Genomic DNA, 25,180 nt, shown 5'->3' with positions numbered 1-25,180 from the left:
GTCCGCATGGGACTTTCCAAACTTCAGGAGGACGCTTGCTTAGCGCTATTGGCCGGGCTTTCCGGACGCCAGACCTGCGACGCAAGCTGTTGTTTACGCTGGGTATCATCACTATCTTCCGCATGGGTGCTTTTATCCCGGCCCCGGGTGTTGACTACGGCAATGTGCAGCAGTGCTTGGCTCTGGGTGCCACCTCGGGTGGCATATATGAATTCGTCAACCTCTTTAGCGGCGGCGCCCTGCTGCAGGTCTCCATCTTCGCGCTCGGGATCATGCCGTACATCACGGCCAGCATCATCGTGCAGCTGCTCCGCGTGGTCATTCCGCACTTCCAGGCGCTGCATGACGAAGGTGCGCAGGGACAGTCCAAGCTGACCCAGTACACCCGCTACCTCACCATCGCGCTGGGCCTGCTCAACGCCACCACTGTGGTCTCCCTGGCCCGCACCGGCGCCCTCTTCGGCAACCAGTGCCCCTATGACATCGTCCCGGACCAGAGCCTCATCACGATCCTCCTGCTGATCATCACGCTGACGGCCGGCACCGGCGTCATCATGTGGATGGGCGAGATGGTCACGGAGAAGGGCGTGGGCAACGGTATGTCCCTGCTCATCTTCACCTCCATTGCCGCTTCCTTCCCCAGCGCACTGGGTGCCATCATCACGTCCAAGGGCTGGACCGTCTTCCTCGGCGTCCTGGGCATCGGCATCCTCGTGGTTGCCCTGGTGGTGCTCGTGGAGCAGTCGCAGCGCCGTATCCCGGTGCAGTACGCCAAGCGCATGGTGGGCCGGCGGACCGTGGGCGGAACCAACACCTACATTCCGATCAAGGTGAACATGGCCGGCGTGATCCCCGTGATCTTCGCGTCCTCCATGCTGTACCTGCCGACGCTGATTGCCCAGTTCAACACCCCGAGCACCGGATCCCCGGCCGGCTGGGTTGTCTGGATCAACAACCACCTGGTCAGCGGCGAACACCCGCTGTACATGGCGGTCTACTTCCTCCTGATCGTCTTCTTCACGTACTTCTACGTCTCCATCACGTTCAACCCGGACGAGGTTTCGGAGAACATGAAGAAATACGGCGGCTTCATCCCCGGCATCCGGGCCGGCCGCCCCACCGCCGAGTACCTGCAGTATGTCCTCTCACGGATCACGCTGCCCGGCGCCCTGTACCTGGGCTTTGTCGCCCTGATCCCGCTGATTGCTCTGGTAGTGGTTGGAGCCAACCAGAACTTCCCGTTCGGCGGAACGTCAATCCTCATCATGGTTGGTGTGGGACTGGAAACGGTTAAGCAAATTGACGCACAGCTCCAGCAACGTCACTACGAAGGGTTATTGCGATGACAAGAATGCTCATTATCGGACCTCCCGGGGCCGGTAAAGGAACTCAGGCCGCCCGGATTTCGGAGCGCCTCGGTGTCACGGCAATATCGACCGGAGACATTTTCCGCTCCAACGTCAAGGAACTCACCCCGCTGGGCGTTGAGGCAAAGAAGTACATCGACGCCGGCAACTTTGTCCCGGACAGCGTTACCAACAGCATGGTCCGCTCCCGCCTGCAGGAGGACGACGTCGAACCCGGCTTCCTGCTCGACGGTTACCCGCGCACCGTGGCGCAGGTCGAGGAACTGGACGACATCCTGGCCGGCAAGGGCCAGAAGCTTGACGCGGTGCTGCTGCTGACGGCCGACGACGACGAACTGGTGGCGCGCCTGCTCCGCCGTGCCGAGCTCGAAGGCCGCAGCGATGACACCGAAGACGTCATCCGGCACCGGCTGGACCTTTACACGCAGCAGACGGCCGACGTCGTCGCCCGCTACGAGGACCGGGGGATCGTCACCCGCGTGGACGGCCTGGGCGCCATCGACGAAGTCACCGAGCGTGTTATGGAAGCGCTGAACGGCCTGCGCTGAGACGCCGGCCCGGTGCTGGGCCCAGCGCCGGAAGAAAACCGCTAGAAAGTTAGAAGACCCATGTTCGGCCAGCCCCGTATTCAGTACAAGACAAACGAACAGATGCGCATCATGCGTGAAGCCGGCCTCGTGCTGATCTCCGCGCTGGATGCCGCTGTGGAGGCCGCCCAGGTAGGGGTAAGCACCCGCGAGATCGACGCACTATTCGCAGCGGTACTTCAGGAAAAGGGAGCCACCTCCAATTTCCTTGGCTACCACGGCTACCCCGCCACGGTCTGCACCTCCGTGAACGAGGAAGTTGTCCACGGCATCCCGGGGGACCGGGTGCTGCAGGACGGCGACATCATTTCCATTGACGGCGGTGCCGTGGTCCGGGGCTGGCACTCGGACTCCGCCCGCACCGTTATTGTGGGAACCCCTGATCCGGAGGACCAGCGGCTCTCCGACGTCACCGAGAACGCCATGTGGCACGGCATCGCCGCGGCCGCCAAGGGCAGGTTCGTGGGCGACATCGGCAACGCCGTGGACGACTACGTCAGCGGCGTCCCGGGCAAGCGCCTGGGCATCCTGGAAGACTATGTCGGCCACGGCATCGGCACCGAGATGCACCAGGCTCCGGACGTCCTGAACTACCGGACCGGGCACAACGGCCCGAAGCTGCGCCCGGGCATGTGCCTGGCCATCGAACCCATGCTGGTCCGGGGCAAGATCACCACCCGGACCCTGGACGATGACTGGACGGTCATCACCGAGGACGGCAGTCGCTCCAGCCAGTGGGAGCATTCCGTGGCCATCCACGAGAAGGGGATCTGGGTACTGACCGCGCCCGACGGCGGGGCCTCCCGGCTCGAGCCGCTCGGCGTCACGCCGGTACCCGTCCCGTAACCGACAGGCCCCGCGCCTGGCACGCAGGCCCCGTTCCCTCCCGGAACGGGGCCTGCGGCATACCAAGGAGAGTGGGAGGCGGCAGGCCGGACACCTTCCGTTGAACTGGACGCTTGAACTGGACACCGGGCGTGATTTAACTTATGGGGCCTCTTCCCGTAGAGTTATCTGTTGGTTGTCTCTACATTCGTGCCCGGATTGCCCGACGTCGATGCCCTGTGCACCGCACGCGGCGGCGGAACACCGTGGAGGAACCACAATCGAGAAACCGTTTCCGGCGCAAGCCGGAGGCACAGACGTTAGCGGAGGATATGGCCAAGAAAGACGGCGTCATTGAGATTGAGGGCTCGGTCAACGAAGCCCTGCCCAACGCGATGTTCCGCGTTGAGCTGGCCAACGGCCACATTGTGCTCGCACACATCTCGGGAAAGATGCGTCAACACTACATTCGCATCCTCCCCGGAGACCGCGTTGTAGTGGAACTTAGCCCGTACGACCTCACCCGGGGCCGTATCGTCTACCGCTACAAATAAACCCGCTGCAAGACGGACTGCGGACCGGCCCTGCCGGCCTGCCGCACGTTGAAGCTCAACCCTGCAACCACGCAAAGGAAAACCATGAAGGTCCAGCCGAGCGTCAAGCAGATCTGCGATAAGTGCAAGGTGATTCGCCGTAACGGTCGAGTCATGGTGATCTGCGAGAACCCGCGCCACAAGCAGCGCCAGGGCTAATCAGCCGCTCTGCGCCGGAGTCCGGAAGGACGACGGCCTGAGGGCCCCTTACACAGGGATCAGCCCACGCGTAGTTAATTGAATATGGCAGTGCAGCGTCAATACGCGTAACGCATACCCCCGGTACGGAGGCCGGGGACCTGGCAACAGGGACGCACTGCTTCAGACCTCCGGTAATAACCAAAGGAGAACCGCCGATATGGCACGTCTCGCTGGCGTTGACATTCCCCGCGAAAAGCGGGTAGTGATTGCGCTTACCTACATCTACGGCGTGGGCAAGACCCGTGCAGAGCAGACCCTTGCAGAGACCGGCATCAGCCCGGACACTCGCGTCAAGGACCTCACCGACGCTGAACTCGTTCAGCTGCGTGACTACATCGAGGGCAACTTCAAGGTTGAGGGTGACCTCCGCCGTGAGGTGGCCGCCGACATCCGCCGCAAGGTCGAGATCGGCAGCTACCAGGGTATCCGCCACCGTCGTGGCATGCCCGTGCACGGTCAGCGCACGAAGACCAACGCTCGTACCCGCAAGGGCCCGAAGCGCACCGTTGCCGGTAAGAAGAAGGCCGGCCGCTAAACCAGCGGTCTGACGGCCACGGCCCGAATCCGGGCCACCTAAACCAAACTCTTTGTAGGAGAAGTAATGCCCCCCAAGACTCGTGGAGCGGTCCGCAAGCCGCGTCGCAAGGATAAGAAGAATATCGCGCTCGGCCAGGCGCATATCAAGAGCACCTTCAACAACACCATCGTGTCCATCACGGACCCGTCCGGTGCTGTTATCTCATGGGCTTCCGCCGGTGAGGTTGGCTTCAAGGGCTCCCGTAAGTCCACCCCGTTCGCTGCTCAGATGGCTGCTGAAGCTGCCGCAAAGCGCGCACAGGAGCACGGCGTCCGCAAGGTCGACGTCTTCGTGAAGGGTCCGGGCTCCGGTCGCGAGACCGCCATCCGTTCGCTGCAGGCCACCGGCCTGGAGGTTGGCTCCATTCAGGACGTCACCCCGAGCGCGCACAACGGCTGCCGTCCCCCGAAGCGCCGCCGCGTCTAATCAGTCATTCGGTTCCGGTTTCCCCGGCGGGCAATCCACTTTGGTGGCCTGCCCGCCGGGGCTCCGGTCCCGGGCACGTGGCTGTTAGCCGTCCAAGACGCCCGCGGAAGACCCGTCGTCGTCGTTTCCACCATTTGTGTTGCGTCATATAGCGGATGCTCGCTGAAAGGAAATGCAAGTGCTCATTGCACAGCGCCCTACCCTCACTGAAGAAGTCGTAGCCGACAACCGCTCACGGTTCATCATTGAACCCCTGGAGCCCGGTTTCGGCTACACCCTTGGTAACTCCCTCCGTCGTACCCTGCTCTCCTCCATCCCCGGTGCCGCTGTAACCAGCATCCGGATTGACGGCGTGCTGCACGAGTTCACGACGGTTCCCGGCGTCAAGGAAGATGTCACTGAGATCATCCTGAACGTCAAGAACCTCTCGGTTTCCTCCGAGCACGACGAGCCCGTTGTGGCGTACCTGCGCAAGCAGGGCCCCGGCGTGGTTACGGCTGCGGACATCGCTCCGCCGGCCGGCGTGGAGTTCCACAACCCCGACCTGCACATCGCGACGCTCAACTCGAAGGGCAAGTTCGAACTCGAACTGACCATCGAGCGAGGCCGCGGCTACGTGTCGGCGAGCCAGAACAAGTCCGGAGACCAGGAGATCGGCCGTATTCCGGTTGACTCCATCTACTCGCCGGTCCTGAAGGTGACCTTCCGCGTGGAGGCCACCCGTGTTGAACAGCGCACCGACTTCGATCGCCTGATCGTTGACGTCGAGACCAAGGACGCCATTGCACCGCGCGACGCCGTCGCCTCTGCCGGCACCACCCTGGTTGAACTGTTCGGCCTGGCACGTGAACTCAACACCGCCGCCGAAGGTATCGAGATCGGTCCGAGCCCCACGGATGCCGCACTGGCAGCCGACATGGCCCTGCCGATCGAAGACCTCGAGCTGACCGTGCGTTCGTACAACTGCCTCAAGCGCGAAGGCATCCACACCGTGGGTGAACTCGTAGCCCGCTCCGAGGCTGACCTGATGGACATCCGCAACTTTGGTGCGAAGTCCATCGACGAGGTGAAGGCAAAGCTGGTCGAACTGGGTCTGTCCCTGAAGGATTCCCCTCCCGGGTTCGATCTGGCCGCCCGTGCCGCAGCTATTGAAGAGGACGAGTCCGAATACTCGGACGACGAGCTCTAACTGAAGCAAATTCTTGCCGTCGGGCTTTTGTTGCACCGCACGGCACCGTTTGAGGAGAAAAAGTAATGCCTACACCCACCAAGGGTAAGCGCCTCGGAGGCAGCCCGGCACACCAGCGCCTGATGCTGGCCAACCTTGCCGCGCAGCTGTTCGAGCACAAGCAGATCACCACCACGGTGACCAAGGCCAAGCGTCTGCGTCCTTACGCAGAGCGCCTGATCACGTTCGCCAAGCGCGGGGACCTGTCCTCCCGCCGCCGCGTCCTGGCCCTGATCTCCGACAAGGGCATCGTCCACGAGCTCTTCACCGACATTGCCCCGGCAGTCGAGAAGCGCGACGGCGGTTACACCCGCATCACCAAGATCGGCAACCGCAAGGGCGACAACGCTCCCATGGCCGTCATCGAACTGGTCCTGGAACCGCTTTCCGCCAAGCAGTCGGTAGTAGCCGAGGCCAGCACCGCTGCCGCAGCCGCTGCTCCGGCTCCGGTTGAAGAGTCCGCCGATTCGGCTGAGTCCGCAGAGTCCGCTGATTCCGCAGAGTCTGCCGACTCCGCTGACGAAGCAGTCGAAGAGACCGAAGAGAAGAAGTAATTCTTCGCTAAGGTCCCGGTGCCCTTAATATGGGTGCTATGACTATCGAAAGGCCCGCCGTCCCTGAACCGGACAGCGGGCCTTTCCGCGTCCGGATGGATCTTGCCTACGACGGCGCCCCGTTTTCCGGCTGGGCCGCCCAGCCCGGCCTGCTCACGGTCCAGGGGGTGCTGGAGGATGCCCTCGAGGTCCTGCTGCGGCGCCCGGTCCGTGTCACGGTCGCAGGACGGACCGACGCCGGCGTGCACGCCCGCGGCCAGGTGGTCCACTTTGACCTCACCGGGGACGAGTGGGCCTCGCTGGCCCGTGGACGCGACCTCGATCCCGGCGTCTCCCTGCGCCGGCGCCTGCACGGCGTGATGAACCGGGACCTGACCCTTCCCGGGCGGGCCGCCGGGCTTCCGCGCCGCTCCGCCGAGGCACTGGCCGGAGCGGTGGAAATCCTTTCCGCGGCCCCCGCACCCGCCGGGTTCGATGCCCGTTTCTCGGCCCTGTGGCGGCGCTACAGCTACCGGATTGCCGATCTTCCCCGGACAAGGGACCCGCTGACCCGGCACACCACGCTTTGGTACAAGTCGCCCCTGGATACCGGGGCGATGAACGAGGCCGCCGCTTCGGTGCTGGGGATCCGCGACTTCCTCTCCTTCTGCAAGCCCAGGCTTGGCGCCACCACCATCCGAGAGCTCCAGGAATTCACGTTCCAGCGCGGAGCGGACGGAGCGGTCACTGCCCACATCCAGGCCGACGCCTTCTGCCACAACATGGTCCGTTCCCTGGTGGGCGGGTCGCTGCTGGTAGGTGCGGGGGAGCGCCGGCCCCAGTGGCTGGCCGAACGGCTGATCGCCCGGGTGCGGGACTCCAAGTCCCTGCTGGCACCGCCGCATCCGCTGGTCCTGGAGGAAGTGCGGTATCCCTCGGCGCAGGAGCTGTCCGCGCGTGCGGAACGGACCCGGGCCCTGCGCGAATAGCCGAACCCGCCGGTGTCGGCCTAAAATGGGGCCAAACACAATACCCGCCGCCGGAACCGTCTTCCGGGACCAGTTCCTGAACGCGCGCGGAGCCAGCTTTTGACCTGACTCCGCAAGCAGGCTATTGTTTATAGTCGTTGTGCGTGTCCTACCTCGATAGGCCTATGCCCACGGGAGCGGCTCAGTTGCAGAGCCACCTGGCCCCGGGGAAATAGCCGAGATCTCAGGACCACTGGTTAATTCAGTCCTCACCTGACCATCCGGTAGCGCATAGAGAAGCTGCACTGGCCATGGCATCCATGGGCAGCGCGCCACCTAAGAAGAAGAAACGAAGGCAAAAACCGTGCGTACGTACACCCCGAAGCCCGGCGACATCAACCGCCAGTGGCACGTCATTGACGCCACCGACGTTGTCCTAGGCCGTCTTGCCAGCCAGACCGCAACACTGCTGCGCGGAAAGCACAAGCCGACCTTTGCTCCCCACATGGACATGGGCGATTTCGTCATCATCATCAACGCTGAGAAGGTTGCCCTGACCGGCGCCAAGCTCGAACAGAAGCGTGCCTACCGCCACTCGGGTTTCCCGGGCGGTCTGTCCTCCGTCAACTACGCCGAACTGCTGGAGAAGAACCCGGTGCGCGCAGTTGAGAAGGCCATCCGCGGCATGCTGCCCAAGAACTCCCTGGCTGCTGACCAGATCAGCAAGCTGAAGGTTTACCGCGGTGCCGAGCACCCGCACGCCGCGCAGCAGCCCAAGACCTTCGAAATCACCCAGGTCGCCCAGTAGTTCTGGCCCGCCAACTAAGAAATTAATTCAAGGAGAATCGTGGCTCAGAACACTGAAGAGCTGAATGAAAACACCGAGGAGCTCTCGAGCTACACCTCGGAAACCCCTGACTCGGCCCAGACCGCTGTCAAGGAACGCCCCGCCCTGACCGTCGCCGGCTCCGCCGTCGGCCGCCGCAAGCAGGCCATTGCCCGTGTGCGCGTTGTTCCGGGTACCGGCAAGTGGATCGTCAACGATCGCGAGCTCGAAGACTACTTCCCGAACAAGCTGCACCAGCAGGAAGTCAACGAGCCGTTCAAGCTTCTTGACCTCGAAGGCGCCTACGACGTCATCGCCCGTATCCACGGCGGCGGCCCCTCCGGCCAGGCCGGTGCGCTGCGCCTCGGCGTTGCCCGCTCGCTGAACGAGATCGACCGCGAGAACAACCGCCCGGCCCTGAAGAAGGCAGGCTTCCTGACTCGTGACGCACGCGTCATCGAGCGCAAGAAGGCCGGTCTCAAGAAGGCCCGCAAGGCTCCGCAGTACTCCAAGCGCTAATTCAGCGCTACCCAAGGCGCATTCGCTGAGGCGAATGCGCCTTGGGGCCCTCGCGCTGAATTGGCGCTTGGCTCCACAAGCGCTGGTTCAGCGGCTGGGAGCAGAGGGTTTTTCAAAAGGCAGTCGCTACGGCGGCTGCCTTTTGGCGTTAACAGGGGCTGAATGTGGATCCGGTAGGGTCTGGTTGGACACACCGCAACACCGGTTTTTACCCGGGCCACGCGCACTTTGCGGGGTTTCGTTTCGGAGCCGGGACCCCAGCGGTGGCAGAATGGGCCAGTAAGTTGCCCTACGTTGCCCCTATGCGGCTACCGCTGTGGCTACAACCTGCTTGAGGATACGCAATGAAAAGATTGTTTGGAACGGACGGTGTCCGTGGACTGGCCAACGGGCTGATCACCGCCGAAGTGGCCCTCGGCCTCGCCCAGGCTGCTGCCGTAGTACTCGGCCACCGCCGGGTGGGGGAAGGCCGGCGTCCGGTAGCGGTTGTGGCCCGTGATCCGCGGATCAGCGGAGACTTCATCTCGGCTGCCATGGAGGCAGGCCTGGCGAGCTCCGGTGTCGACGTCTACGACGCGGGCGTGCTGCCCACCCCGGCCGCCGCGTTCCTCGTTGCGGACCTCGGCGCCGACTTCGGCGTCGTCATTTCCGCATCACACAACGCTGCCCCCGACAACGGCATCAAGTTCCTGGCCCGGGGCGGGCAGAAGCTGGATGACGCCGTCGAGGACGAGATCGAAGCGGAAATGTCCCGACCCAACCTGCGGCCCACGGGGGCCGAGGTAGGCCGGATCCACCGCTTTGCCGATGCCGAGGACCGCTACGTGGTCCACCTGCTGCAGACACTGCCCAACCGGATCGAAGGCCTCAAGGTAGTCCTGGACTGCGCACACGGTGCCGCCAGCGGCTGCTCGCCGCAGGTCTTCGCGGATGCGGGGGCCGAGGTTGTGGTCATCGGTGCCGAACCGGACGGCATCAACATCAACGACGGCTACGGATCCACACACCTGGAGCGGCTGCAGGAAGCCGTGGTAGAGCACGGTGCCGATCTCGGCATCGCCCACGACGGCGACGCCGACCGCTGCCTCGCCGTGGACCACGAGGGCACTGTGGTGGACGGCGACGAGATCATGGCCATCATGGCCGTAGCCATGAAGGAGGCCGGCAAGCTCAAGGACAACGCCCTGGTGGCCACCGTCATGAGCAACCTCGGCCTGAAGCTCGCCCTGCGCGAGGCCGGCATCCAGCTCATTGAAACCGGGGTGGGGGACCGCTACGTCCTGGAAGGCATGCGCAGCGGGGGCTACAGCCTCGGCGGCGAGCAGTCCGGCCATGTGATTTTCTCCGAGTACGCCACCACGGGTGACGGCGTGCTGACCGGCCTGCAGCTGGCGGCCCAGGTAGCCCGGACAGGCCGCAGCCTCAAGGAGCTGGCCGGAGTCATGGAAAAGCTTCCGCAGGTGCTCATCAACGTCAAGGGCGTGGACCGGTCCGCCGTGGAAAGCAACGAGCCGGTGCAGCAGGCCGTAGCGCAGGCGCAGCTGGACCTGGGGGAGACCGGCCGGGTGCTGCTGCGCCCCTCCGGAACCGAACCGGTGGTTCGCGTCATGGTCGAGGCCGCGGATACCGAAACCGCCGCTGCAACGGCCCGGCGACTCGCCGAGACCGTCGAAGCCAACCTTGCCCTGAACGCCGGAGCCGCAGTCTAGTCGCTCCGGCGCAGCCGCTTCCTACGTCTTGCGCAGCAGCATCCGGGTCACCGAGTGGTCCGCGTCCTTGGTCAGCACCAGCTGGGCGCGGCCCCTCGTGGGCAGGACATTGGTGACAAGGTTCGGCTCGTTGATCCGTTTCCAGATATCCAGGGCCGTGGCCCGGGCCTCATCGTCGGTAAGGTCGGCATAGCGGTGGAAATACGACGCCGGGTCTGCGAAGGCACCGCTGCGCAGCGACTGGAAACGCTGCACGTACCATTCCTCGATGTAGGAGGTGCGGGCATCCACGTAGATGGAGAAGTCGAAGAAGTCGCTCAGTGCCAGGCCCGAGCGGCCGTCCGCCCGGGTACGGGCCGGGGCCAGGACATTCAGGCCCTCAACAATCAGTACATCCGGCCGGCGGACCACCACCTCTTCACCCGGGACGATGTCATAGGTCAGGTGTGAGTACTTCGGGGCCCGTACTTCCTCCGCCCCGCTCTTGACCGCACTGACAAAGCGCAGCAAGCGGCGGCGGTCGTAGCTCTCGGGGAAGCCCTTGCGCTGCATCAGGCCGCGGCGCTCCAGCTCCGCGTTTGGGTAGAGGAAACCGTCCGTGGTGATCAGCTCGACGTTGGGCGTGTCCGGCCAGCGGCGCAACATCTCGCGCAGGACCCGGGCGGTGGTGGATTTCCCCACCGCCACTGAGCCGGCGACCCCGATCACGAAGGGCGTGCGGGTGGTCTTCTCGCCGAGGAAAGTGGTGGTGGCGCTGTGCAGGCGTCCGGCAGCAGCCACATAGAGGTTCAGCAGGCGCGACAGAGGCAGATATACCTCCCGGATCTCATCCAGGTTCAGCTGGTCGCCCACCCCGCGCAGGCGCATGATGTCGTCCTGGTTCAGGGGGGAACGGATCTCGTGTGACAGCCGGGACCAGGTTTTCCGGTCCAACTCGACAAAGGGAGTGAAGCTGCTCTCCGGGGAGTGGCCTCCAGCGGGCTTGGTATGGTGTTCCGTCACCATAGGAATTCTGCCCCGAAGCGACGGCATTCCCAAACGGCCCCGCCCCCGCGGGCCGCAGCGCTCTGCCGGTGCGCGTGGAGGTTTTCAGCATGGCGGTCACGTGCCGGTACGCTTAGTGCTATGTGTGGAATTATTGGATATGCAGGCCGCCCGAACGCTGTTATGGCAGCCGGCACCGGTGCTGAAGCAGGTCTTGGCGTTTCCGGCCATGGCGCCCTCGACGTCGTGATGGAGGGACTCCGCCGCCTGGAGTACCGCGGTTACGACTCTGCCGGCGTGGCGGTCCTGACGCCGCAAGGCATCGAGTACCGCAAGAAGTCGGGAAAGCTGGCCAACCTCGTGGCAGAGCTTGAGGCTGCGCCGCTCCCGGCCGCCACCACCGGCATCGGCCACACCCGCTGGGCCACCCACGGCGGGCCCACCGATGAAAACGCGCACCCCCACCTGGCGGACAACGGGCACCTGGCTGTCATCCACAACGGCATCATTGAAAACTTTGCCGAGCTGAAGACCGAGATGCTGGCCGCCGGCACGGAGTTCGTCTCGGAAACCGACACCGAGGTGGCCGCAGCCCTGCTGGGCTCCATTTACCGTGGCGAAGGCGCCGGCGACCTGACCCGGTCCATGCAGCTTGCCTGCCAGCGCCTTGAGGGTGCCTTCACCCTGCTGGCCGTGCACAACGATTCCCCGGGCACGGTGGTTGCCGCCCGCCGCAACTCCCCGCTCGTCGTCGGACTGGGGGAGGGCGAAAACTTCCTGGGTTCGGATGTCTCCGGCTTTATCGACTTCACCCGCCGTGCCGTGGAACTGGGACAGGACCAGGTGGTCACCATCACCCCGGACTCCGTGGAGATCACCGACTTCTTCGGCGCTCCGGCCGAGGGCACCGAATTCCACGTCAACTGGGACGCGGCCGCTGCCGAAAAGGGCGGATACGACTCCTTCATGGAGAAGGAGATCAACGACCAGCCGCAGGCAGTCGGAGATACCCTCCTCGGCCGTTCCGACGCGGACGGACGCCTGACCCTCGATGAACTCCGGGTCAGCCCCGAGGTGCTCAAGTCCGTTAACAAGATCATGGTCCTGGCCTGCGGCACCTCCGCCTACGCCGGCCAGGTGGCCAAGTACGCCATCGAGCACTGGTGCCGGCTACCGGTGGAAGTGGAGCTGAGCCACGAGTTCCGCTACCGCGACCCCATTGTGGACGCCAACACGCTGATCGTGGCCATCTCGCAGTCCGGCGAAACCATGGACACGCTGATGGCCGTGCGGTACGCCAAAGAGCAGGGCGCCAAGGTCCTCGCCATCTGCAACACCAACGGCTCCACCATCCCGCGGGAATCCGACGCCGTGCTCTACACGCACGCCGGACCGGAAATCGCCGTGGCCTCCACCAAGGCCTTCCTGGCGCAGATCACGGCCGCGTACCTGCTGGGCCTGTACCTGGCACAGCTGCGCGGCAACAAGTTCCAGGGCGAAATCAAGGACATGCTGGCCGACCTCGCCAAGGTGCCGGACAAGATCCAGCAGGTGCTGGACAACTCCGGGCAGATCAAGGAGCTGGCCCAGCTCATGGCCAACACCGGCTCTGTGCTGTTCCTGGGCCGTCACGTCGGTTTCCCGGTTGCCATGGAAGGCGCCCTGAAGCTGAAGGAACTGGCCTACATCCACGCCGAGGGGTTCGCGGCCGGAGAGCTCAAGCACGGTCCGATCGCCCTGATCGAGGAAGGCCAGCCCGTTTTCGTGGTGGTCCCCTCGCCCCGCGGCCGGGATTCCCTGCACGCAAAGGTGGTTTCCAACATCCAGGAGATCCGCGCCCGCGGTGCCAAGACCATCGTGATTGCCGAAGAAGGCGACGACGCGGTGAAGGCTTACGCCGAGCACATCTTCTATGTGCCGGAGACGCCTACGCTGCTCGCTCCTCTGCTGACCACCGTGCCGCTGCAGATCTTCGCCTGCGAACTGGCCACGGCCAAGGGCTATGACGTCGACCAGCCGCGCAACCTCGCCAAGTCCGTGACCGTGGAGTAGGAGCAGCCCGTGATCGTTGGAATCGGCGTCGACGTAGTGGACGTACCCCGTTTCGGCCGGCAGCTTGAACGCACGCCGGGCCTGCGGGCCCGGCTGTTCGCTCCGGCGGAGCGGGAACTGAACCTGCGTTCCCTGGCCGCCCGGTTCGCTGCCAAGGAAGCGGTGGCCAAGGCCCTCGGCGCCCCCGCCGGCATGAACTGGCAGGACTGCCAGGTCCGGCTGGATCCCGCCGGGGCCCCGCAGCTGCAGATCGACGGTACCGTGGCCGCCGTGGCGGATGGCAAGGGTGTGCGGACCTGGCACCTGTCCCTGAGCCATGACGGCGACGTAGCTACCGCAATGGTGATCGCCGAGGGCTAAGGTTTAGCGCATGATCAGTGCGTACACCGGATCCGCCGTCCGCCGTGCCGAGGCGCCCTTGCTGGCCGCCGGGCAGGGCGCCGAACTGATGCAGCGTGCAGCCTACGGGTTGTACGCCGCCACGGCTGCCGCGCTGGCGGCCCGCCGCGGCCGGCTCTACGGGGCGCGGATCATCGTGCTCGCCGGCAGCGGCAACAACGGCGGCGATGCGCTTTACGCCGCCGCCCGGCTGTGCGGCCGCGGAGCCGCCGCCACGGCACTGCTCACCTCCGAGAAGGCCCACCCCGCCGCCCTGGCCGCCTTTAGGGCTCAGGGAGGGACAACCGTGGCCCTGACCGGGGAGAACATTCACGAACTGGCGCGGGCCGCCCTGACGGCGGACGCCGTCCTGGACGGGGTGCTGGGCACCGGAGGCAGCGGCGGACTGCGCGGCCCGGTGCGGGTACTCGCGGCCGAACTGAATGCCGCGCGCAACAGCGGCACGGGACCGCTGGTTGTCGCCTGCGACCTGCCCAGCGGCGTGGACGCCGATTCCGGACAGGCCGGGGACTGCCTGCACGCGGACCTGACCGTCACCTTCGGGGCGGTCAAAACCGGCCTGCTGGCCGGCCCCGGGGCAGTGGCCGCCGGAAGGATCCGCTGCATCGACATCGGCCTCGGCCCGCACCTCGGAACTCCGGAGGCCTTCCGCCTCGAGGATGCGGACCTCGCCCGGCTGCTGCCGGTACCCGGCCCGGAAGACCACAAATACAGCCGCGGGGTGCTGGGCATCGCTGCCGGCTCCGCCACCTACCCGGGCGCGGCACTGATGGCCACCGGGGCGGCACTGGCCACCGGCGTCGGAATGGTCCGCTACCTGGGACCCGATTCCGTGGCCGGGCTGATCAACGCCGCCCACCCGGAAGCGGTCTGCAGTTCCGGAACGGTGGGCCTCACACACGTCCAGGCCTGGCTTGCCGGTCCCGGAGCGGGTGAGGACGAAGACCAGCGGCGCCGGGCCTCCGACGCGATGGCCTCCGGGCTGCCGGCGGTGATCGACGCCGATGCGATCTCCGCCGTGCGTCCCGGGCTGCATGCCGGCGTCGTCCTGACCCCGCATGCCGGTGAGCTCACTGCCCTGCTGCGGTCCCTGGGCCAGGACCCTGAACGGTCCGGCATTGAGGCCGACCCCGTCCGGTACGTCCGCCGGGCCGCGGAACTCACGGGCGCCACCGTCCTGCTCAAGGGGTGGGCCACCCTCGCCGCTGCGCCCACCGGAGAGCTGTACAGCCAGGCCGAGGCGACCCCGTGGCTGGCAACGGCGGGCAGCGGAGACACACTCTCCGGAATCCTGGGTGCCCTGCTGGCCACCGACCGCACTCCCGAACGGGACCGGGAGCCGGGCCACTATGCGCGCCTGGCCGCTGCTGCGGCCACTCTCCACGGCCGCGCAGGCGTGCTGGCCGCCGCCGGCGGACCGGTCCAGCCCTCCCGGCTGGCCCCGCAGATCCGCTCCCTGGTCGGCGGATTCACCCCACGGCGAAACCCGGAATTCAAGGTAAGCCGCCGGTCTGGGGTACAAAAGTAAGCAGACATATTAATTTTGGTGTTGTCAGGAACTAGTTCAGGAGCACTACATGGAAGTTTGGCCGGGAGATGCCTATCCGCTGGGCGCGACCTACGACGGAAACGGCACCAACTTTGCGCTCTACAGTGAGGTGGCCGAGTCCGTCACGCTGTGTCTGTTCGACGACGACGGCAACGAGGACCGTATTCGGCTGACCGAGGTGGACGGGTATGTCTGGCACTGCTACCTGCCGCAGGTGCAGCCCGGGCAGAAGTACGGCTTCCGCGTGCACGGCCCGAACGATCCGGCAAACGGCAACCGCTGCAACCCGAACAAGCTGCTTCTTGATCCCTACGCCAAGGCCGTTGCCGGCGAGATCGACTGGGACCAGGCGCTGTTCGGCTACAACTTCGGCGACGAGCATTCCCGCAACGACGAGGACTCCGCTCCGCACATGATGATGGGCGTGGTGATCAACCCCTTCTTCGACTGGGACGGGGACCGGAAGCCAAAGATCCCGTACCACCAGTCCGTCATCTACGAAGCCCACGTCAAGGGCCTGACCCAGATGCACCCCGACGTCCCGGAGGACCAGCGCGGCACCTACGCCGGCGTGGCACACCCCTCCGTCATCGCGCACCTGCAGAAGCTGGGTGTCACCGCCATTGAACTGATGCCCGTGCACCAGTTCGTGAACGACTCCACGCTGCAGGAAAAGGGCCTGTGCAACTACTGGGGCTACAACACCATCGGCTTCTTCGCCCCGCACAACGCCTACAGCGCCACCGGTGACCGGGGACAGCAGGTGCAGGAGTTCAAGGCCATGGTCCGGGCCCTGCACCTTGCCGGTATCGAAGTCATCCTCGACGTGGTCTACAACCACACCGCCGAGGGCAACCACATGGGCCCCACGCTGTCCTTCCGCGGCATTGACAACGCCTCCTACTACCGGCTGGTGGAGGATGACAAGCAGTACTACATGGACTACACCGGTACGGGAAACTCGCTGAACGTGGGCAACCCGCACGCGCTGCAGCTGCTGATGGATTCGCTGCGCTACTGGGTGACCGAAATGCATGTGGACGGCTTCCGCTTTGACCTGGCCTCCACACTGGCCCGCGAGTTCTATGATGTGGACCGCCTGTCCGCCTTCTTCGAACTGGTGCAGCAGGACCCGGTAGTATCCCAGGTCAAGCTGATCGCCGAACCGTGGGACGTTGGTCCCGGCGGCTACCAGGTGGGCAACTTCCCGCCCCAGTGGACTGAATGGAACGGCAAGTACCGTGACACGGTCCGTGACTTCTGGCGCGGGGAACCTTCCACGCTCGGCGAATTCGCCTCCCGCATCACCGGTTCCGCGGATCTTTATGAATCCTCTGCCCGGCGGCCGGTGGCGTCCATCAACTTCGTCACTGCCCACGACGGGTTCACCCTGCATGACCTGGTGTCCTATAACGAAAAGCACAACGAGGCCAACGGCGAGGACAACAACGACGGCGAATCCCACAACCGGTCCTGGAACTGCGGCGTCGAGGGGCCCACTGATGATCCCGCGGTCCTTTCGCTGCGTGCCCGCCAGCAGCGGAACTTCCTGGCCACCCTGCTGCTTTCCCAGGGCGTGCCCATGATTGCGCACGGCGACGAGCTGGGCCGCACCCAGCAGGGCAACAACAACACCTACGCGCAGGACTCAGAGCTGAGCTGGATCAACTGGGAGTCGATGGACGCCCCGCTGATGGAGTTCACCGCGGCGGTGAACACCCTGCGCGCCGAGCATCCCACGTTCCGCCGCCGCCGCTTCTTCGACGGCCGCCCGGTACGGCGCGGCGAGGGGGAGGCGCTGCCGGACATTGTCTGGCTGACCGAAGACGGCTCCACCATGTCCCCGGATGACTGGGACACCCCGGTGGCCCGGTCCCTGGGCGTGTTCCTCAACGGGCAGGGCATTTCCGGCAAGGATGCCCGCGGGCAGCGGATCACCGACCTGAATTTCCTGCTTTACTTCAACGCGGACGACGAGGACGTAAAAGTCACCCTGCCGGCCAAGGAATACGCCCCCATGTGGGACCTGGTGATCGACACCGCCGGTGAATACGCCGACTCCGAGCCGGTGGCGGCCGACGGGCAGATCACCGTTGCCGCCAAGTCCATGGTGGTGCTGCGGGCCCATGCGGAAGAGGAAGAGCACGACCACTCGGTAGCCGCGTCGCTGGCCGCGCTGGCCGGTTCCAAGGCGCAGAACACCGAGGCGGCGGTATGAGGACCCCGCTGTCCACTTACCGCCTGCAGATCCGCCCGTCCTTCACCCTGTTCGACGCCGCTGAGCTGGTCCCGTATCTGGCTGGCCTGGGGGTGGACTGGGTGTACCTCTCGCCCATCCTCACGGCGGAGGAGGGCTCCGATCACGGGTACGACGTCACCGACCCCTCCGCGGTGGATCCCGCCCGCGGCGGTGCCGAGGGACTCAAAGCCCTCTCCGACGCCGCCCATGCAGCCGGCATGGGGGTCCTGGTGGACATTGTCCCCAACCACATGGGTATCGCCACGCCCGCACGGAACAAGTGGTGGTGGTCCGTCCTGGAGCAGGGACGCAATTCCCGCTACGCCGAAGCCTTCGACATCGATTGGGAGGCCGGCAACGGAAAGCTGCTGCTGCCCGTGCTGGGGGACGGGCCGGACGAGCTTGACCAACTGAAGCTGGCCGGCGGCGAACTGCACTACTACGACCACCGGTTCCCGGTCGCTCCCGGGACGGCCCGGCCCGGGGATACCGCCCGCGAGGTGCACGCGCGGCAGGCCTATGAACTGGCCAACTGGCGTCGTGCGGACAACGAGCTGAACTACCGGCGGTTCTTCGGCGTCAACACCCTGGCCGGCATCCGGGTGGAAGAGCCGTGGGTGTTTGACGAGGCCCATGCCGAAGTCAGGCGCTGGTTCGACGAGGGCCTGGTGGACGGCCTGCGCATTGACCACCCGGACGGGCTGGCCGATCCGAAGGGTTATCTGGCCCGCCTGCGGGAGCTGACCGGCGGCGCCTACATCCTCGTGGAGAAAATCCTGGAACCGGGGGAGAAGCTGCCCGCCGGCTGGGAAACCGAGGGCACCACCGGGTACGACGCGCTCGCCGACGTCGACCGGCTCCTGGTGGACGCGGCAGGCGAGGGCACCCTTACCGCACTGGTGCCGACCCAGCCGTTCCACGAAATGATCCACGGCACCAAGCGCGCCATTGCCGACGGCCTGTTGCAGTCCGAGGTGCAGCGGCTGGTGCGGCTGCTCCCGGACGGCAGCGGCCTTGACCCGGACACGGCGGCCGATGCCTTGGCCGAGCTGCTGGCCTGCTTCCCGGTGTACCGCAGCTACCTTCCGGAAGGCGCCGGATACCTGACCGACGCCGTGATCGCGGCCAAGGTGGCCCGGCCGGACCTCGCAGGCGCCCTGGACATCCTGCACGCACTGCTGAATCCGCTGACCGGTCCGCAGCCCGCCGCGGACCTGGGGGAGCTGGCCGTCCGTTTCCAGCAGACCTCGGGCATGGTGATGGCCAAGGGCGTGGAGGACACTGCGTTCTACCGCTACTCCCGCCTGACGTCCCTGAACGAGGTGGGCGCCGACCCGGCGCACTTCGCCGTGACGCCGGCGCAGCTGCACGCCAGGCTGCTGCGCCGGCAGCTGGAACAGCCGGCGGCCATGACCGCCCTGACCACGCACGACACCAAGCGCAGCGAGGACACCCGGGCCCGGATTTCCGTGCTCGCAGAGATCCCGGATGAATGGAGCGAGGCGTTCAACCGCCTCGACGCGCTGGCCCCGATGGGTGACCGGCCCATGGCGAACCTGCTGTGGCAGGCCATCGCCGGTGCCTGGCCGCTGAGCCGCGAGCGTGCCCATGCCTACGCGGAGAAGGCTTCACGGGAGGCTGCCAGCAGCACCACCTGGACCGCGCCGGATACCGCCTTCGAGCAGCGGATGCACGCCGCCGTCGACGCGGCCTTCGACAACAGCGAGGTCGCGGCGGTGCTCAACTCCCTGGCCGACCGGATCAGGACCGCCGGGTACTCCAACTCGCTGGCCGCCAAACTCGTCCAGCTGACCATGCCCGGCGTGCCCGACGTGTACCAGGGCACCGAATTCTGGGACCGCTCGCTGGTGGACCCGGACAACCGCCGCGAGGTGGACTTCACCCTGCGGCAGGACACCCTGCGCTCCCTCGCGGGAGCAGCCGCGCCGGCCGTGGATGAGGGCGGCGCCGCCAAACTGCTGGTCACCACCCGCGCGCTGCAGCTCAAGCATGGACGGCCGGAACTGTTCACCGGCTACGTTCCCGTGGCCGTTGACGGCCCGGCAGCCGACCACCTGTTCGGGTTTGACCGGGGCGGGGCGGTGACCCTGGCGACCCGGCTCCCGCTGGGGCTGGAACGCCGCGGCGGCTGGCAGGACACCGCCGTCGTCCTGGCGCCGGGAACCTACCGCGACGTCATTACGGGGCACACACATCACAGCGGCGGCCGGCCGGCGGCCGCAGACCTGTTCGGCACCTATCCGGTGGCGCTGCTTGTTCGGGAGGATGGGGAATGAGGACCAATTTCGATGTGTGGGCTCCGAAAGCCGACACCATGACCTTGCTGGCCGACGGGCGCCGCCTGTCCATGAGCCCGGGCGAGAACGGCTGGTGGCACGCCCAGCACGCCGAACTCACCGAGGACATCGACTACGGATACCTCATCGACGACGCGCAGTCGCCCGTCCCGGACCCCCGCTCCCGCCGCCAGCCCGACGGCGTCCACGCGCTGTCCCGCACTTTCGACCCGGAGCTGTTCCAGTGGCAGGACGCCGACTGGGTCTCCCCGGGACTTGACGGCGGCGCCATCTACGAAATGCACATCGGCACCTTCACCCCGGAGGGAACGCTGGACTCGGCCATCGGGAAGCTGGACTACCTGGTCGACCTCGGCGTGCGCTTCGTTGAACTCCTGCCGGTCAACGCCTTCAACGGTACCCATAACTGGGGGTACGACGGCGTGCTCTGGTACGCCGTGCAGGAAACCTACGGGGGTCCGGAGGCCTATCAGCGGTTCGTGGACGCAGCCCACCGAAAGGGCCTGGGAGTAATCCAGGACGTGGTGTACAACCATCTGGGACCCAGCGGCAACTATCTTCCCCTGTTCGGCCCGTACCTCACCGAGGGGAAATCCAACACGTGGGGAGATTCCCTGAACCTGGACGGGCCTTTGTCCGACACCGTGCGGGAGTACATCGTGGATAACGTGCTCATGTGGTTCCGCGACTACCACGTGGACGGACTGCGCCTGGACGCCGTACACGCCCTGCATGACGAGCGTGCCCTGCACATCCTGGAGGAAATCGCCGCCGAAACGGAGAAGTGCGCCCAGGACCTGGGTAAGCCGCTGTTCCTGATTGCCGAGTCGGACCTGAACGATCCCCGGCTCATTACCCCGCGCGGCCTCAACGGCTACGGGCTCGACGCCCAGTGGTGCGATGACTTCCACCACGCAGCGCACGCCAACCTGACCGGCGAAAACGGCGGATACTACGGCGACTTCGACTCCCTGGGCGCCCTGGCCAAGGTCCTGCAGGAAGGGTTCTTCCATAACGGCACGTACTCCTCCTTCCGGGACCGGACCCACGGCCGGCCCATCGACAAGGACGTAGTGACCGCGCGGCAGCTGGTGGTGGCCACGCAGAACCATGATCAGATCGGCAACCGTGCCGCCGGGGACCGGCTCAGCGACACGCTGGGGTTCCCGCAGCTGGCCCTCGCCGCGGTGCTGAACCTCACCTCGCCGTTCACGCCCATGATCTTCATGGGCGAGGAGTTCGGGGCCTCGACTCCGTGGCAGTTCTTCACCTCGCACCCCGAACCCGAGCTGGGCAAGGCAACGGCGGAAGGGCGGCTGAAGGAGTTCGAGCGGATGGGCTGGGACCCTGACACGGTTCCGAACCCGCAGGACCCCGCAACCTTCACCAATTCCAAGCTGGACTGGAGCGAAGCGGAGCGGGACGACCACGGCCGGCTGCTGCAGCTGTACCGGGACCTGCTGGCCCTGCGGCGGGAACGGGCCGACCTGGCCGAACCGGATCTGCGGAACATCAGCGTGGAGTACGACGAGGTGGGCCGCTGGCTGGTCCTGCGGCGCGGCGATACGGCGGTGGCACTGAACTTCGCCGACTCGGCGCGGGAGCTCCCCGTCGCGTTCGACGGCGCGCAGGTGCTGCTGCAGACCGCCCCCGCCGAGGTTTACGGGGATGCCGTGCAGCTGCCTGCCTACGGCGCCGCCGTCCTGGGCGTGTGAGTGGCATCATGGTCCCCATGACTTATGTTGCTGCGGAAAACCGATACGATTCCATGCCCTACCGCCGGGTGGGACGGAGCGGCCTGCACCTGCCGGCCGTCTCGCTGGGCCTTTGGCACAACTTCGGCGATGACAAGAACTTTGACACCCAGCGTGCCATTCTTCGCCGTGCCTTCGACCTGGGCGTGACGCACTTCGACCTGGCCAACAACTACGGCCCGCCCTACGGGTCCGCGGAGACGAACTTCGGCCGCCACTTCCGCGACGACTTCCGCCCGTACCGCGACGAGCTGGTTATTTCCAGCAAAGCCGGCTACGATATGTGGCCGGGCCCCTACGGCAACTGGGGATCGCGCAAGTACCTGCTGGCCAGCCTGGACCAGTCCCTGGAACGCATGGGCCTGGATTACGTGGACATTTTCTACAGCCACCGTCCGGACCCGGAAACGCCGCTGGAGGAAACCATGGGTGCCTTGGACACCGCGGTGCGCTCCGGGCGGGCACTGTACGCCGGCATCTCTTCCTACTCACCGGAAAAGACCATCGAAGCGGCCCGCATCCTGCGCGAAATGGGCACCCCGCTGCTGATCCACCAGCCCTCCTATTCCATGCTCAACCGCTGGGTGGAGCAGGGAGATCCCAACCTGTTCTCGGCGCTGCGCCAGGTCGGGGCCGGTTCCATCGCCTTCTCGCCGCTGGCACAGGGGCTGCTGACCAACAAGTATCTGGGCGGCGTGCCGGAGGACTCCCGGGCGGCTGCCGGGAAGTCGCTGGATCCGTCCCAGCTCTCCGACGAGAACCTGGAACGCGTGCGCGGCCTGAACAGCATTGCCGAATCACGCGGGCAGTCCCTGGCGCAGATGGCGATCGCCTGGGTACTGCGCACCCAGCCCAACGGTTCCGCCATCACCTCGGCACTGATCGGCGCGTCCAGCGTGAAGCAGCTCGAGGACTCGCTGGCAGCGGTGAACAACTTGGAGTTCTCCGAGGATGAGCTGCGCCGCATCGACGACTACGCCGTGGACTCCAAGATCAACCTTTGGGCCGCCGCGCTCAAGGCCTGAATGGAGTCCCTGGCAATCCGGGAGGCCCGGGACGAGGACTGGCCGGGCATCTGGGCCGTTATGGAACCCGTCCTTCGGGCCGGCGAGACCTATTGCTGGGACACCTCGCTGACGCAGGAGCAGGCCCGGCCGCTGTGGCTCGAGCCTGCTCCTGCGGTGGTGTTCGTGGCGGAGCAGGACGGCGTGGTTGCCGGCACTGCACTGCTGCATCCGAACCGCGGCGGCAACGGCAGCCACGTCGCCAACGCTTCGTTTATGACCGGGCAGGAGTTCAGCGGCCAGGGGGTTGCACGGGCACTGGCCGGACACGTCCTGGATGAAGCAGCCCGCCGCGGCTATCTGTCCATGCAGTTCAATGCCGTGGTTGAGGCAAACACCCGCGCCGTGGCGCTCTGGCAGTCCCTGGGTTTCCGGATCCTGGCCACGGTGCCGGAAGCCTTCCGGCATCCGAAGCAGGGGTTGACCGGCCTGCATATCATGCACCGGCAGCTGCAGGCAGCGGACCGGGAGCAACGCACGCCGGCGGGAGTGAAAGAATAGGGCTGTGAACTACCCTGAATCCCGGCCCCCGGCGGAACGAACAGCAGTCATCGATCTGAACGCTATCCGCCACAATGTCCGCCACCTCTCCCATGTCGTCAGCCCGGCCCGGGTCATGGCCGTGGTGAAGGCCGACGCCTACGGGCACGGTGCCGTGCAGACCGCACGGGCCGCGCTGGAAGCCGGAGCGGCGTGGCTCGGCGTCGCGCATATCAGTGAAGCGCTGGAGCTGCGTGCGGCAGGCATCACCGAACCGGTGCTGGCCTGGCTGCACACCCGGGACACGGACTTCGCGCAGGCAATCCGCGACAACGTAGACGTCGGCGTCTCCGGCTGGGACCTGGACGCCGTGGTCGCGGCGGCCCGCGAGCTGGAAATGCCCGCCCGCGTGCACCTGAAGATCGACACCGGGCTGGGCCGCAACGGCTGCCCCGAGGAACTGTGGGAGTCCTTTGTGGGCCGTGCCCTGGCTTACCAGGAGGAAGGCCTGCTGCGCGTGGTGGGCATCTTCTCCCACTTTGCCGTCGCTGATGAGCCGCACCGCCCGGAAACCGATGAACAGCTGGAGAAGTTCCGCATCGCCGTTGCCGTGGCCGAGGACGCCGGGGTGGACCGCGAAGTCCGGCATATCGCCAATACCCCGGGTGCGCTGTCCCGGCCCGACGCGCACTTCGACCTGGTCCGCATCGGCCTGGGCATGTACGGGCTCTCGCCCTTCGCCGGGCAGACCGCCTCGGAGCTGGGCCTGCGGCCGGCCATGACCCTGAAAACCACCATCGCCGCCTGCAAGGAGGTTCCTGCCGGACAGGGCGTCTCCTACGGGCTGCACTACCGGACGCAGGAACGCACCACCCTCGCACTGGTGCCGCTGGGGTATGCCGACGGCGTGCCGCGCGTGGCCACCGGCGGTCCGGTCCAGGTGGACGGCCGGGTTTACCGGGTGGCAGGCCGCATCGCCATGGACCAGATGGTCATCGACCTGGGCCGTACCGGCATCGCGGACACGGACGAATCGCTGGTGGGACGGGAAGCGGTCCTCTTTGGCGGCGAGGGGTACCCCAGTGTCGACGACTGGGCTTCGGCGGCCGGAAGCATCAACTACGAGCTCATCACCCGGATCAGCGGCCGGGTTGAACGCACCTACGTCGACAGTGGGCAAACCGAACTCCCCGCAGCCCCTGCCATCGCCCTCGAGCCGGCATCCGCAGCGCCGGCATCCGCAGCCCCGGCATCCGCAGCCTCGTCCGCAGAGTCGGCTTCCGCGGCGCAGGAACAGGCGGTCCGGGCACGATGACGCAGAGCGCACACTGGGAAGCGGAATACACCACGGCCGGCGCTGCGGAAACCCAGGCGCTCGCCGCGCGACTGGGTGCCCTCCTGCAGCGCGGTGACCTGCTGCTGCTGACCGGCGAACTCGGTGCCGGCAAGACCACCTTTACCCAGGGCCTGGGCGAAGGGCTCGGCGTGCGTCCCGGCATCATCTCGCCCACGTTCGTCCTGGTCCGGGAACACCCGAGCCTGGGGAACGGTCCGAACCTGGTGCACGTGGACGCCTACCGCCTCGGGTCCGAGGGCGAGATCGACGACATTGATCTGGAAGCCACCATGGACCGTGCGGTCACCGTGGTCGAGTGGGGCCACGGACTGGTGGAGCACCTGTCCGACAGCCGGCTGGAAGTGACCCTCATCCGGTCAGTCGGCGGGGCCCGGGGAGCCGGCGGGGAAGCCCCGGACGCCCCTGGTACGGACTTCTCCGAGGAGGACACGGACGAAGAGCGCACCATCCGGCTCGCCGGCTACGGCCCGCGCTGGCGCAACGCTCCCCGGCTGGGCTGAAGCCTGCCGCCGGCCTGTGCCGGGTATGCCCCCGCGAAAGGAGCATTGAGCATCCGAGGCTGTGGCCTTGGGTATCCTTGGGGCACTGTGGGCGGCTAGCCGGCAGCGAGCTGGGTAAAAAGGGC

General features: G+C 66.2%; 24 protein-coding genes. 23 read left to right on the top strand and 1 reads right to left on the bottom strand.

Going from position 1 to position 25,180, the window contains the following annotated elements:
* Positions 1–35 precede the first annotated feature (35 nt).
* The 13 genes from secY to glmM all read left to right on the top strand — a co-directional run bounded on the left by secY (position 36) and on the right by glmM (position 10,359).
* On the top strand, positions 36–1,346 hold the full coding sequence (secY, locus tag AC5RUF_RS06165; protein ID WP_493996331.1) for a preprotein translocase subunit SecY: 1,311 nt from the start codon (positions 36–38) through the stop codon (positions 1,344–1,346).
* Positions 1,343–1,915 (top strand): adenylate kinase, encoded by a 573-nt coding sequence (locus AC5RUF_RS06160; RefSeq protein ID WP_493996330.1) that lies wholly within the window; start codon positions 1,343–1,345, stop codon positions 1,913–1,915. Before secY ends, AC5RUF_RS06160 begins: the two co-directional genes overlap by 4 nt.
* 60 nt (positions 1,916–1,975) lie before the next feature.
* Complete coding sequence (map, locus tag AC5RUF_RS06155) at positions 1,976–2,800, top strand: type I methionyl aminopeptidase (RefSeq protein ID WP_493996329.1); 825 nt, start codon at positions 1,976–1,978, stop codon at positions 2,798–2,800.
* 311 nt (positions 2,801–3,111) lie between these two features.
* Positions 3,112–3,333 (top strand): translation initiation factor IF-1, encoded by a 222-nt coding sequence (infA, locus tag AC5RUF_RS06150; protein ID WP_055239372.1) that lies wholly within the window; start codon positions 3,112–3,114, stop codon positions 3,331–3,333.
* Between the two features lie 84 nt (positions 3,334–3,417).
* The gene (gene rpmJ / locus AC5RUF_RS06145; RefSeq protein ID WP_012397712.1) at positions 3,418–3,531 is read left to right on the top strand and encodes a 50S ribosomal protein L36; all 114 of its coding nucleotides are present in this window, start codon (positions 3,418–3,420) and stop codon (positions 3,529–3,531) included.
* 199 nt (positions 3,532–3,730) lie between these two features.
* On the top strand, positions 3,731–4,108 hold the full coding sequence (gene rpsM, locus AC5RUF_RS06140) for a 30S ribosomal protein S13 (protein ID WP_055239373.1): 378 nt from the start codon (positions 3,731–3,733) through the stop codon (positions 4,106–4,108).
* Positions 4,109–4,174: 66 nt separating this feature from the next.
* Positions 4,175–4,576 carry a 30S ribosomal protein S11 gene (gene rpsK, locus AC5RUF_RS06135; protein ID WP_049829160.1) on the top strand — a complete coding sequence of 134 codons (402 nt, stop codon included), beginning with the start codon at positions 4,175–4,177 and terminating at the stop codon, positions 4,574–4,576.
* Positions 4,577–4,754: 178 nt separating this feature from the next.
* Complete coding sequence (locus tag AC5RUF_RS06130) at positions 4,755–5,765, top strand: DNA-directed RNA polymerase subunit alpha (protein ID WP_227912815.1); 1,011 nt, start codon at positions 4,755–4,757, stop codon at positions 5,763–5,765.
* A gap of 65 nt (positions 5,766–5,830) precedes the next feature.
* Complete coding sequence (gene rplQ / locus AC5RUF_RS06125; protein ID WP_494130019.1) at positions 5,831–6,358, top strand: 50S ribosomal protein L17; 528 nt, start codon at positions 5,831–5,833, stop codon at positions 6,356–6,358.
* Positions 6,359–6,396: 38 nt separating this feature from the next.
* Positions 6,397–7,326 carry a tRNA pseudouridine synthase A gene (locus tag AC5RUF_RS06120; RefSeq protein WP_494130018.1) on the top strand — a complete coding sequence of 310 codons (930 nt, stop codon included), beginning with the start codon at positions 6,397–6,399 and terminating at the stop codon, positions 7,324–7,326.
* Between the two features lie 343 nt (positions 7,327–7,669).
* A complete protein-coding gene (gene rplM, locus AC5RUF_RS06115; protein WP_493992005.1) occupies positions 7,670–8,113 on the top strand; it encodes a 50S ribosomal protein L13 in 444 nt (147 codons plus the stop codon).
* 39 nt (positions 8,114–8,152) lie between these two features.
* Positions 8,153–8,650 (top strand): 30S ribosomal protein S9, encoded by a 498-nt coding sequence (gene rpsI / locus AC5RUF_RS06110; protein ID WP_493997067.1) that lies wholly within the window; start codon positions 8,153–8,155, stop codon positions 8,648–8,650.
* 344 nt (positions 8,651–8,994) lie between these two features.
* A complete protein-coding gene (glmM, locus tag AC5RUF_RS06105) occupies positions 8,995–10,359 on the top strand; it encodes a phosphoglucosamine mutase (RefSeq protein WP_493997068.1) in 1,365 nt (454 codons plus the stop codon).
* A 21-nt stretch (positions 10,360–10,380) separates the two neighbouring features.
* Here the strand turns inward: glmM and coaA are convergent, their stop codons facing one another.
* On the bottom strand, positions 10,381–11,364 hold the full coding sequence (gene coaA, locus AC5RUF_RS06100; protein WP_494130017.1) for a type I pantothenate kinase: 984 nt from the start codon (positions 11,362–11,364) through the stop codon (positions 10,381–10,383).
* A gap of 120 nt (positions 11,365–11,484) precedes the next feature.
* On the opposite strand from coaA, the gene glmS reads away from it, so the two are divergent.
* From glmS to tsaE, 10 genes are read left to right on the top strand one after another with little or no spacing between them, the layout of a single operon-like run.
* Entirely contained in the window at positions 11,485–13,395 is a 1,911-nt protein-coding gene (glmS, locus tag AC5RUF_RS06095; RefSeq protein WP_493997070.1) for a glutamine--fructose-6-phosphate transaminase (isomerizing), read from the top strand.
* 9 nt (positions 13,396–13,404) lie between these two features.
* The gene (locus tag AC5RUF_RS06090; RefSeq protein WP_493997071.1) at positions 13,405–13,755 is read left to right on the top strand and encodes a holo-ACP synthase; all 351 of its coding nucleotides are present in this window, start codon (positions 13,405–13,407) and stop codon (positions 13,753–13,755) included.
* A 10-nt stretch (positions 13,756–13,765) separates the two neighbouring features.
* On the top strand, positions 13,766–15,322 hold the full coding sequence (locus tag AC5RUF_RS06085; RefSeq protein ID WP_494130016.1) for an NAD(P)H-hydrate epimerase: 1,557 nt from the start codon (positions 13,766–13,768) through the stop codon (positions 15,320–15,322).
* Between the two features lie 49 nt (positions 15,323–15,371).
* On the top strand, positions 15,372–17,561 hold the full coding sequence (gene glgX / locus AC5RUF_RS06080; RefSeq protein WP_494130015.1) for a glycogen debranching protein GlgX: 2,190 nt from the start codon (positions 15,372–15,374) through the stop codon (positions 17,559–17,561).
* On the top strand, positions 17,558–19,879 hold the full coding sequence (gene treY, locus AC5RUF_RS06075) for a malto-oligosyltrehalose synthase (RefSeq protein WP_494130014.1): 2,322 nt from the start codon (positions 17,558–17,560) through the stop codon (positions 19,877–19,879). The genes glgX and treY overlap by 4 nt, the downstream gene beginning before the upstream one ends.
* Positions 19,876–21,615, top strand: a complete 1,740-nt coding sequence (gene treZ / locus AC5RUF_RS06070; RefSeq protein WP_494130013.1) for a malto-oligosyltrehalose trehalohydrolase — start codon at positions 19,876–19,878, stop codon at positions 21,613–21,615. Before treY ends, treZ begins: the two co-directional genes overlap by 4 nt.
* Positions 21,616–21,632: 17 nt before the next feature.
* The gene (gene mgrA, locus AC5RUF_RS06065; protein WP_494130012.1) at positions 21,633–22,679 is read left to right on the top strand and encodes an L-glyceraldehyde 3-phosphate reductase; all 1,047 of its coding nucleotides are present in this window, start codon (positions 21,633–21,635) and stop codon (positions 22,677–22,679) included.
* Positions 22,680–23,219, top strand: coding sequence for a GNAT family N-acetyltransferase (locus tag AC5RUF_RS06060; RefSeq protein WP_494130011.1), 540 nt, complete (start codon positions 22,680–22,682; stop codon positions 23,217–23,219).
* A gap of 4 nt (positions 23,220–23,223) precedes the next feature.
* The gene (gene alr, locus AC5RUF_RS06055; RefSeq protein WP_494130010.1) at positions 23,224–24,513 is read left to right on the top strand and encodes an alanine racemase; all 1,290 of its coding nucleotides are present in this window, start codon (positions 23,224–23,226) and stop codon (positions 24,511–24,513) included.
* The gene (gene tsaE / locus AC5RUF_RS06050) at positions 24,510–25,055 is read left to right on the top strand and encodes a tRNA (adenosine(37)-N6)-threonylcarbamoyltransferase complex ATPase subunit type 1 TsaE (protein WP_494130009.1); all 546 of its coding nucleotides are present in this window, start codon (positions 24,510–24,512) and stop codon (positions 25,053–25,055) included. The genes alr and tsaE overlap by 4 nt, the downstream gene beginning before the upstream one ends.
* The last annotated feature ends 125 nt before the right edge of the window (positions 25,056–25,180 follow it).

This window comes from Arthrobacter sp. Y3224198, from assembly GCF_059090025.1.
Note: the sequence above shows the minus strand (reverse complement) of the source record. Positions and strands in the feature narration are given on the sequence as shown.

Bases quoted from the DNA above. Each gene is read 5' to 3' on its own strand.
- rplQ (WP_494130019.1), top strand. From the start codon at position 5,831: ATGCCTACACCCACCAAGGGTAAGCGCCTCGGAGGCAGCCCGGCACAC.
- glgX (WP_494130015.1), top strand. From the start codon at position 15,372: ATGGAAGTTTGGCCGGGAGATGCCTATCCGCTGGGCGCGACCTACGAC.
- treZ (WP_494130013.1), top strand. From the start codon at position 19,876: ATGAGGACCAATTTCGATGTGTGGGCTCCGAAAGCCGACACCATGACC.
- tsaE (WP_494130009.1), top strand. From the start codon at position 24,510: ATGACGCAGAGCGCACACTGGGAAGCGGAATACACCACGGCCGGCGCT.
- rpsK (WP_049829160.1), top strand. From the start codon at position 4,175: ATGCCCCCCAAGACTCGTGGAGCGGTCCGCAAGCCGCGTCGCAAGGAT.
- rpsM (WP_055239373.1), top strand. From the start codon at position 3,731: ATGGCACGTCTCGCTGGCGTTGACATTCCCCGCGAAAAGCGGGTAGTG.
- glmM (WP_493997068.1), top strand. From the start codon at position 8,995: ATGAAAAGATTGTTTGGAACGGACGGTGTCCGTGGACTGGCCAACGGG.
- AC5RUF_RS06060 (WP_494130011.1), top strand. From the start codon at position 22,680: ATGGAGTCCCTGGCAATCCGGGAGGCCCGGGACGAGGACTGGCCGGGC.
- infA (WP_055239372.1), top strand. From the start codon at position 3,112: ATGGCCAAGAAAGACGGCGTCATTGAGATTGAGGGCTCGGTCAACGAA.
- glmS (WP_493997070.1), top strand. From the start codon at position 11,485: ATGTGTGGAATTATTGGATATGCAGGCCGCCCGAACGCTGTTATGGCA.
- treY (WP_494130014.1), top strand. From the start codon at position 17,558: ATGAGGACCCCGCTGTCCACTTACCGCCTGCAGATCCGCCCGTCCTTC.
- mgrA (WP_494130012.1), top strand. From the start codon at position 21,633: ATGACTTATGTTGCTGCGGAAAACCGATACGATTCCATGCCCTACCGC.
- map (WP_493996329.1), top strand. From the start codon at position 1,976: ATGTTCGGCCAGCCCCGTATTCAGTACAAGACAAACGAACAGATGCGC.
- rpmJ (WP_012397712.1), top strand. From the start codon at position 3,418: ATGAAGGTCCAGCCGAGCGTCAAGCAGATCTGCGATAAGTGCAAGGTG.
- AC5RUF_RS06160 (WP_493996330.1), top strand. From the start codon at position 1,343: ATGACAAGAATGCTCATTATCGGACCTCCCGGGGCCGGTAAAGGAACT.
- AC5RUF_RS06085 (WP_494130016.1), top strand. From the start codon at position 13,766: ATGATCAGTGCGTACACCGGATCCGCCGTCCGCCGTGCCGAGGCGCCC.
- coaA (WP_494130017.1), bottom strand. From the start codon at position 11,364: ATGGTGACGGAACACCATACCAAGCCCGCTGGAGGCCACTCCCCGGAG.
- AC5RUF_RS06120 (WP_494130018.1), top strand. From the start codon at position 6,397: ATGACTATCGAAAGGCCCGCCGTCCCTGAACCGGACAGCGGGCCTTTC.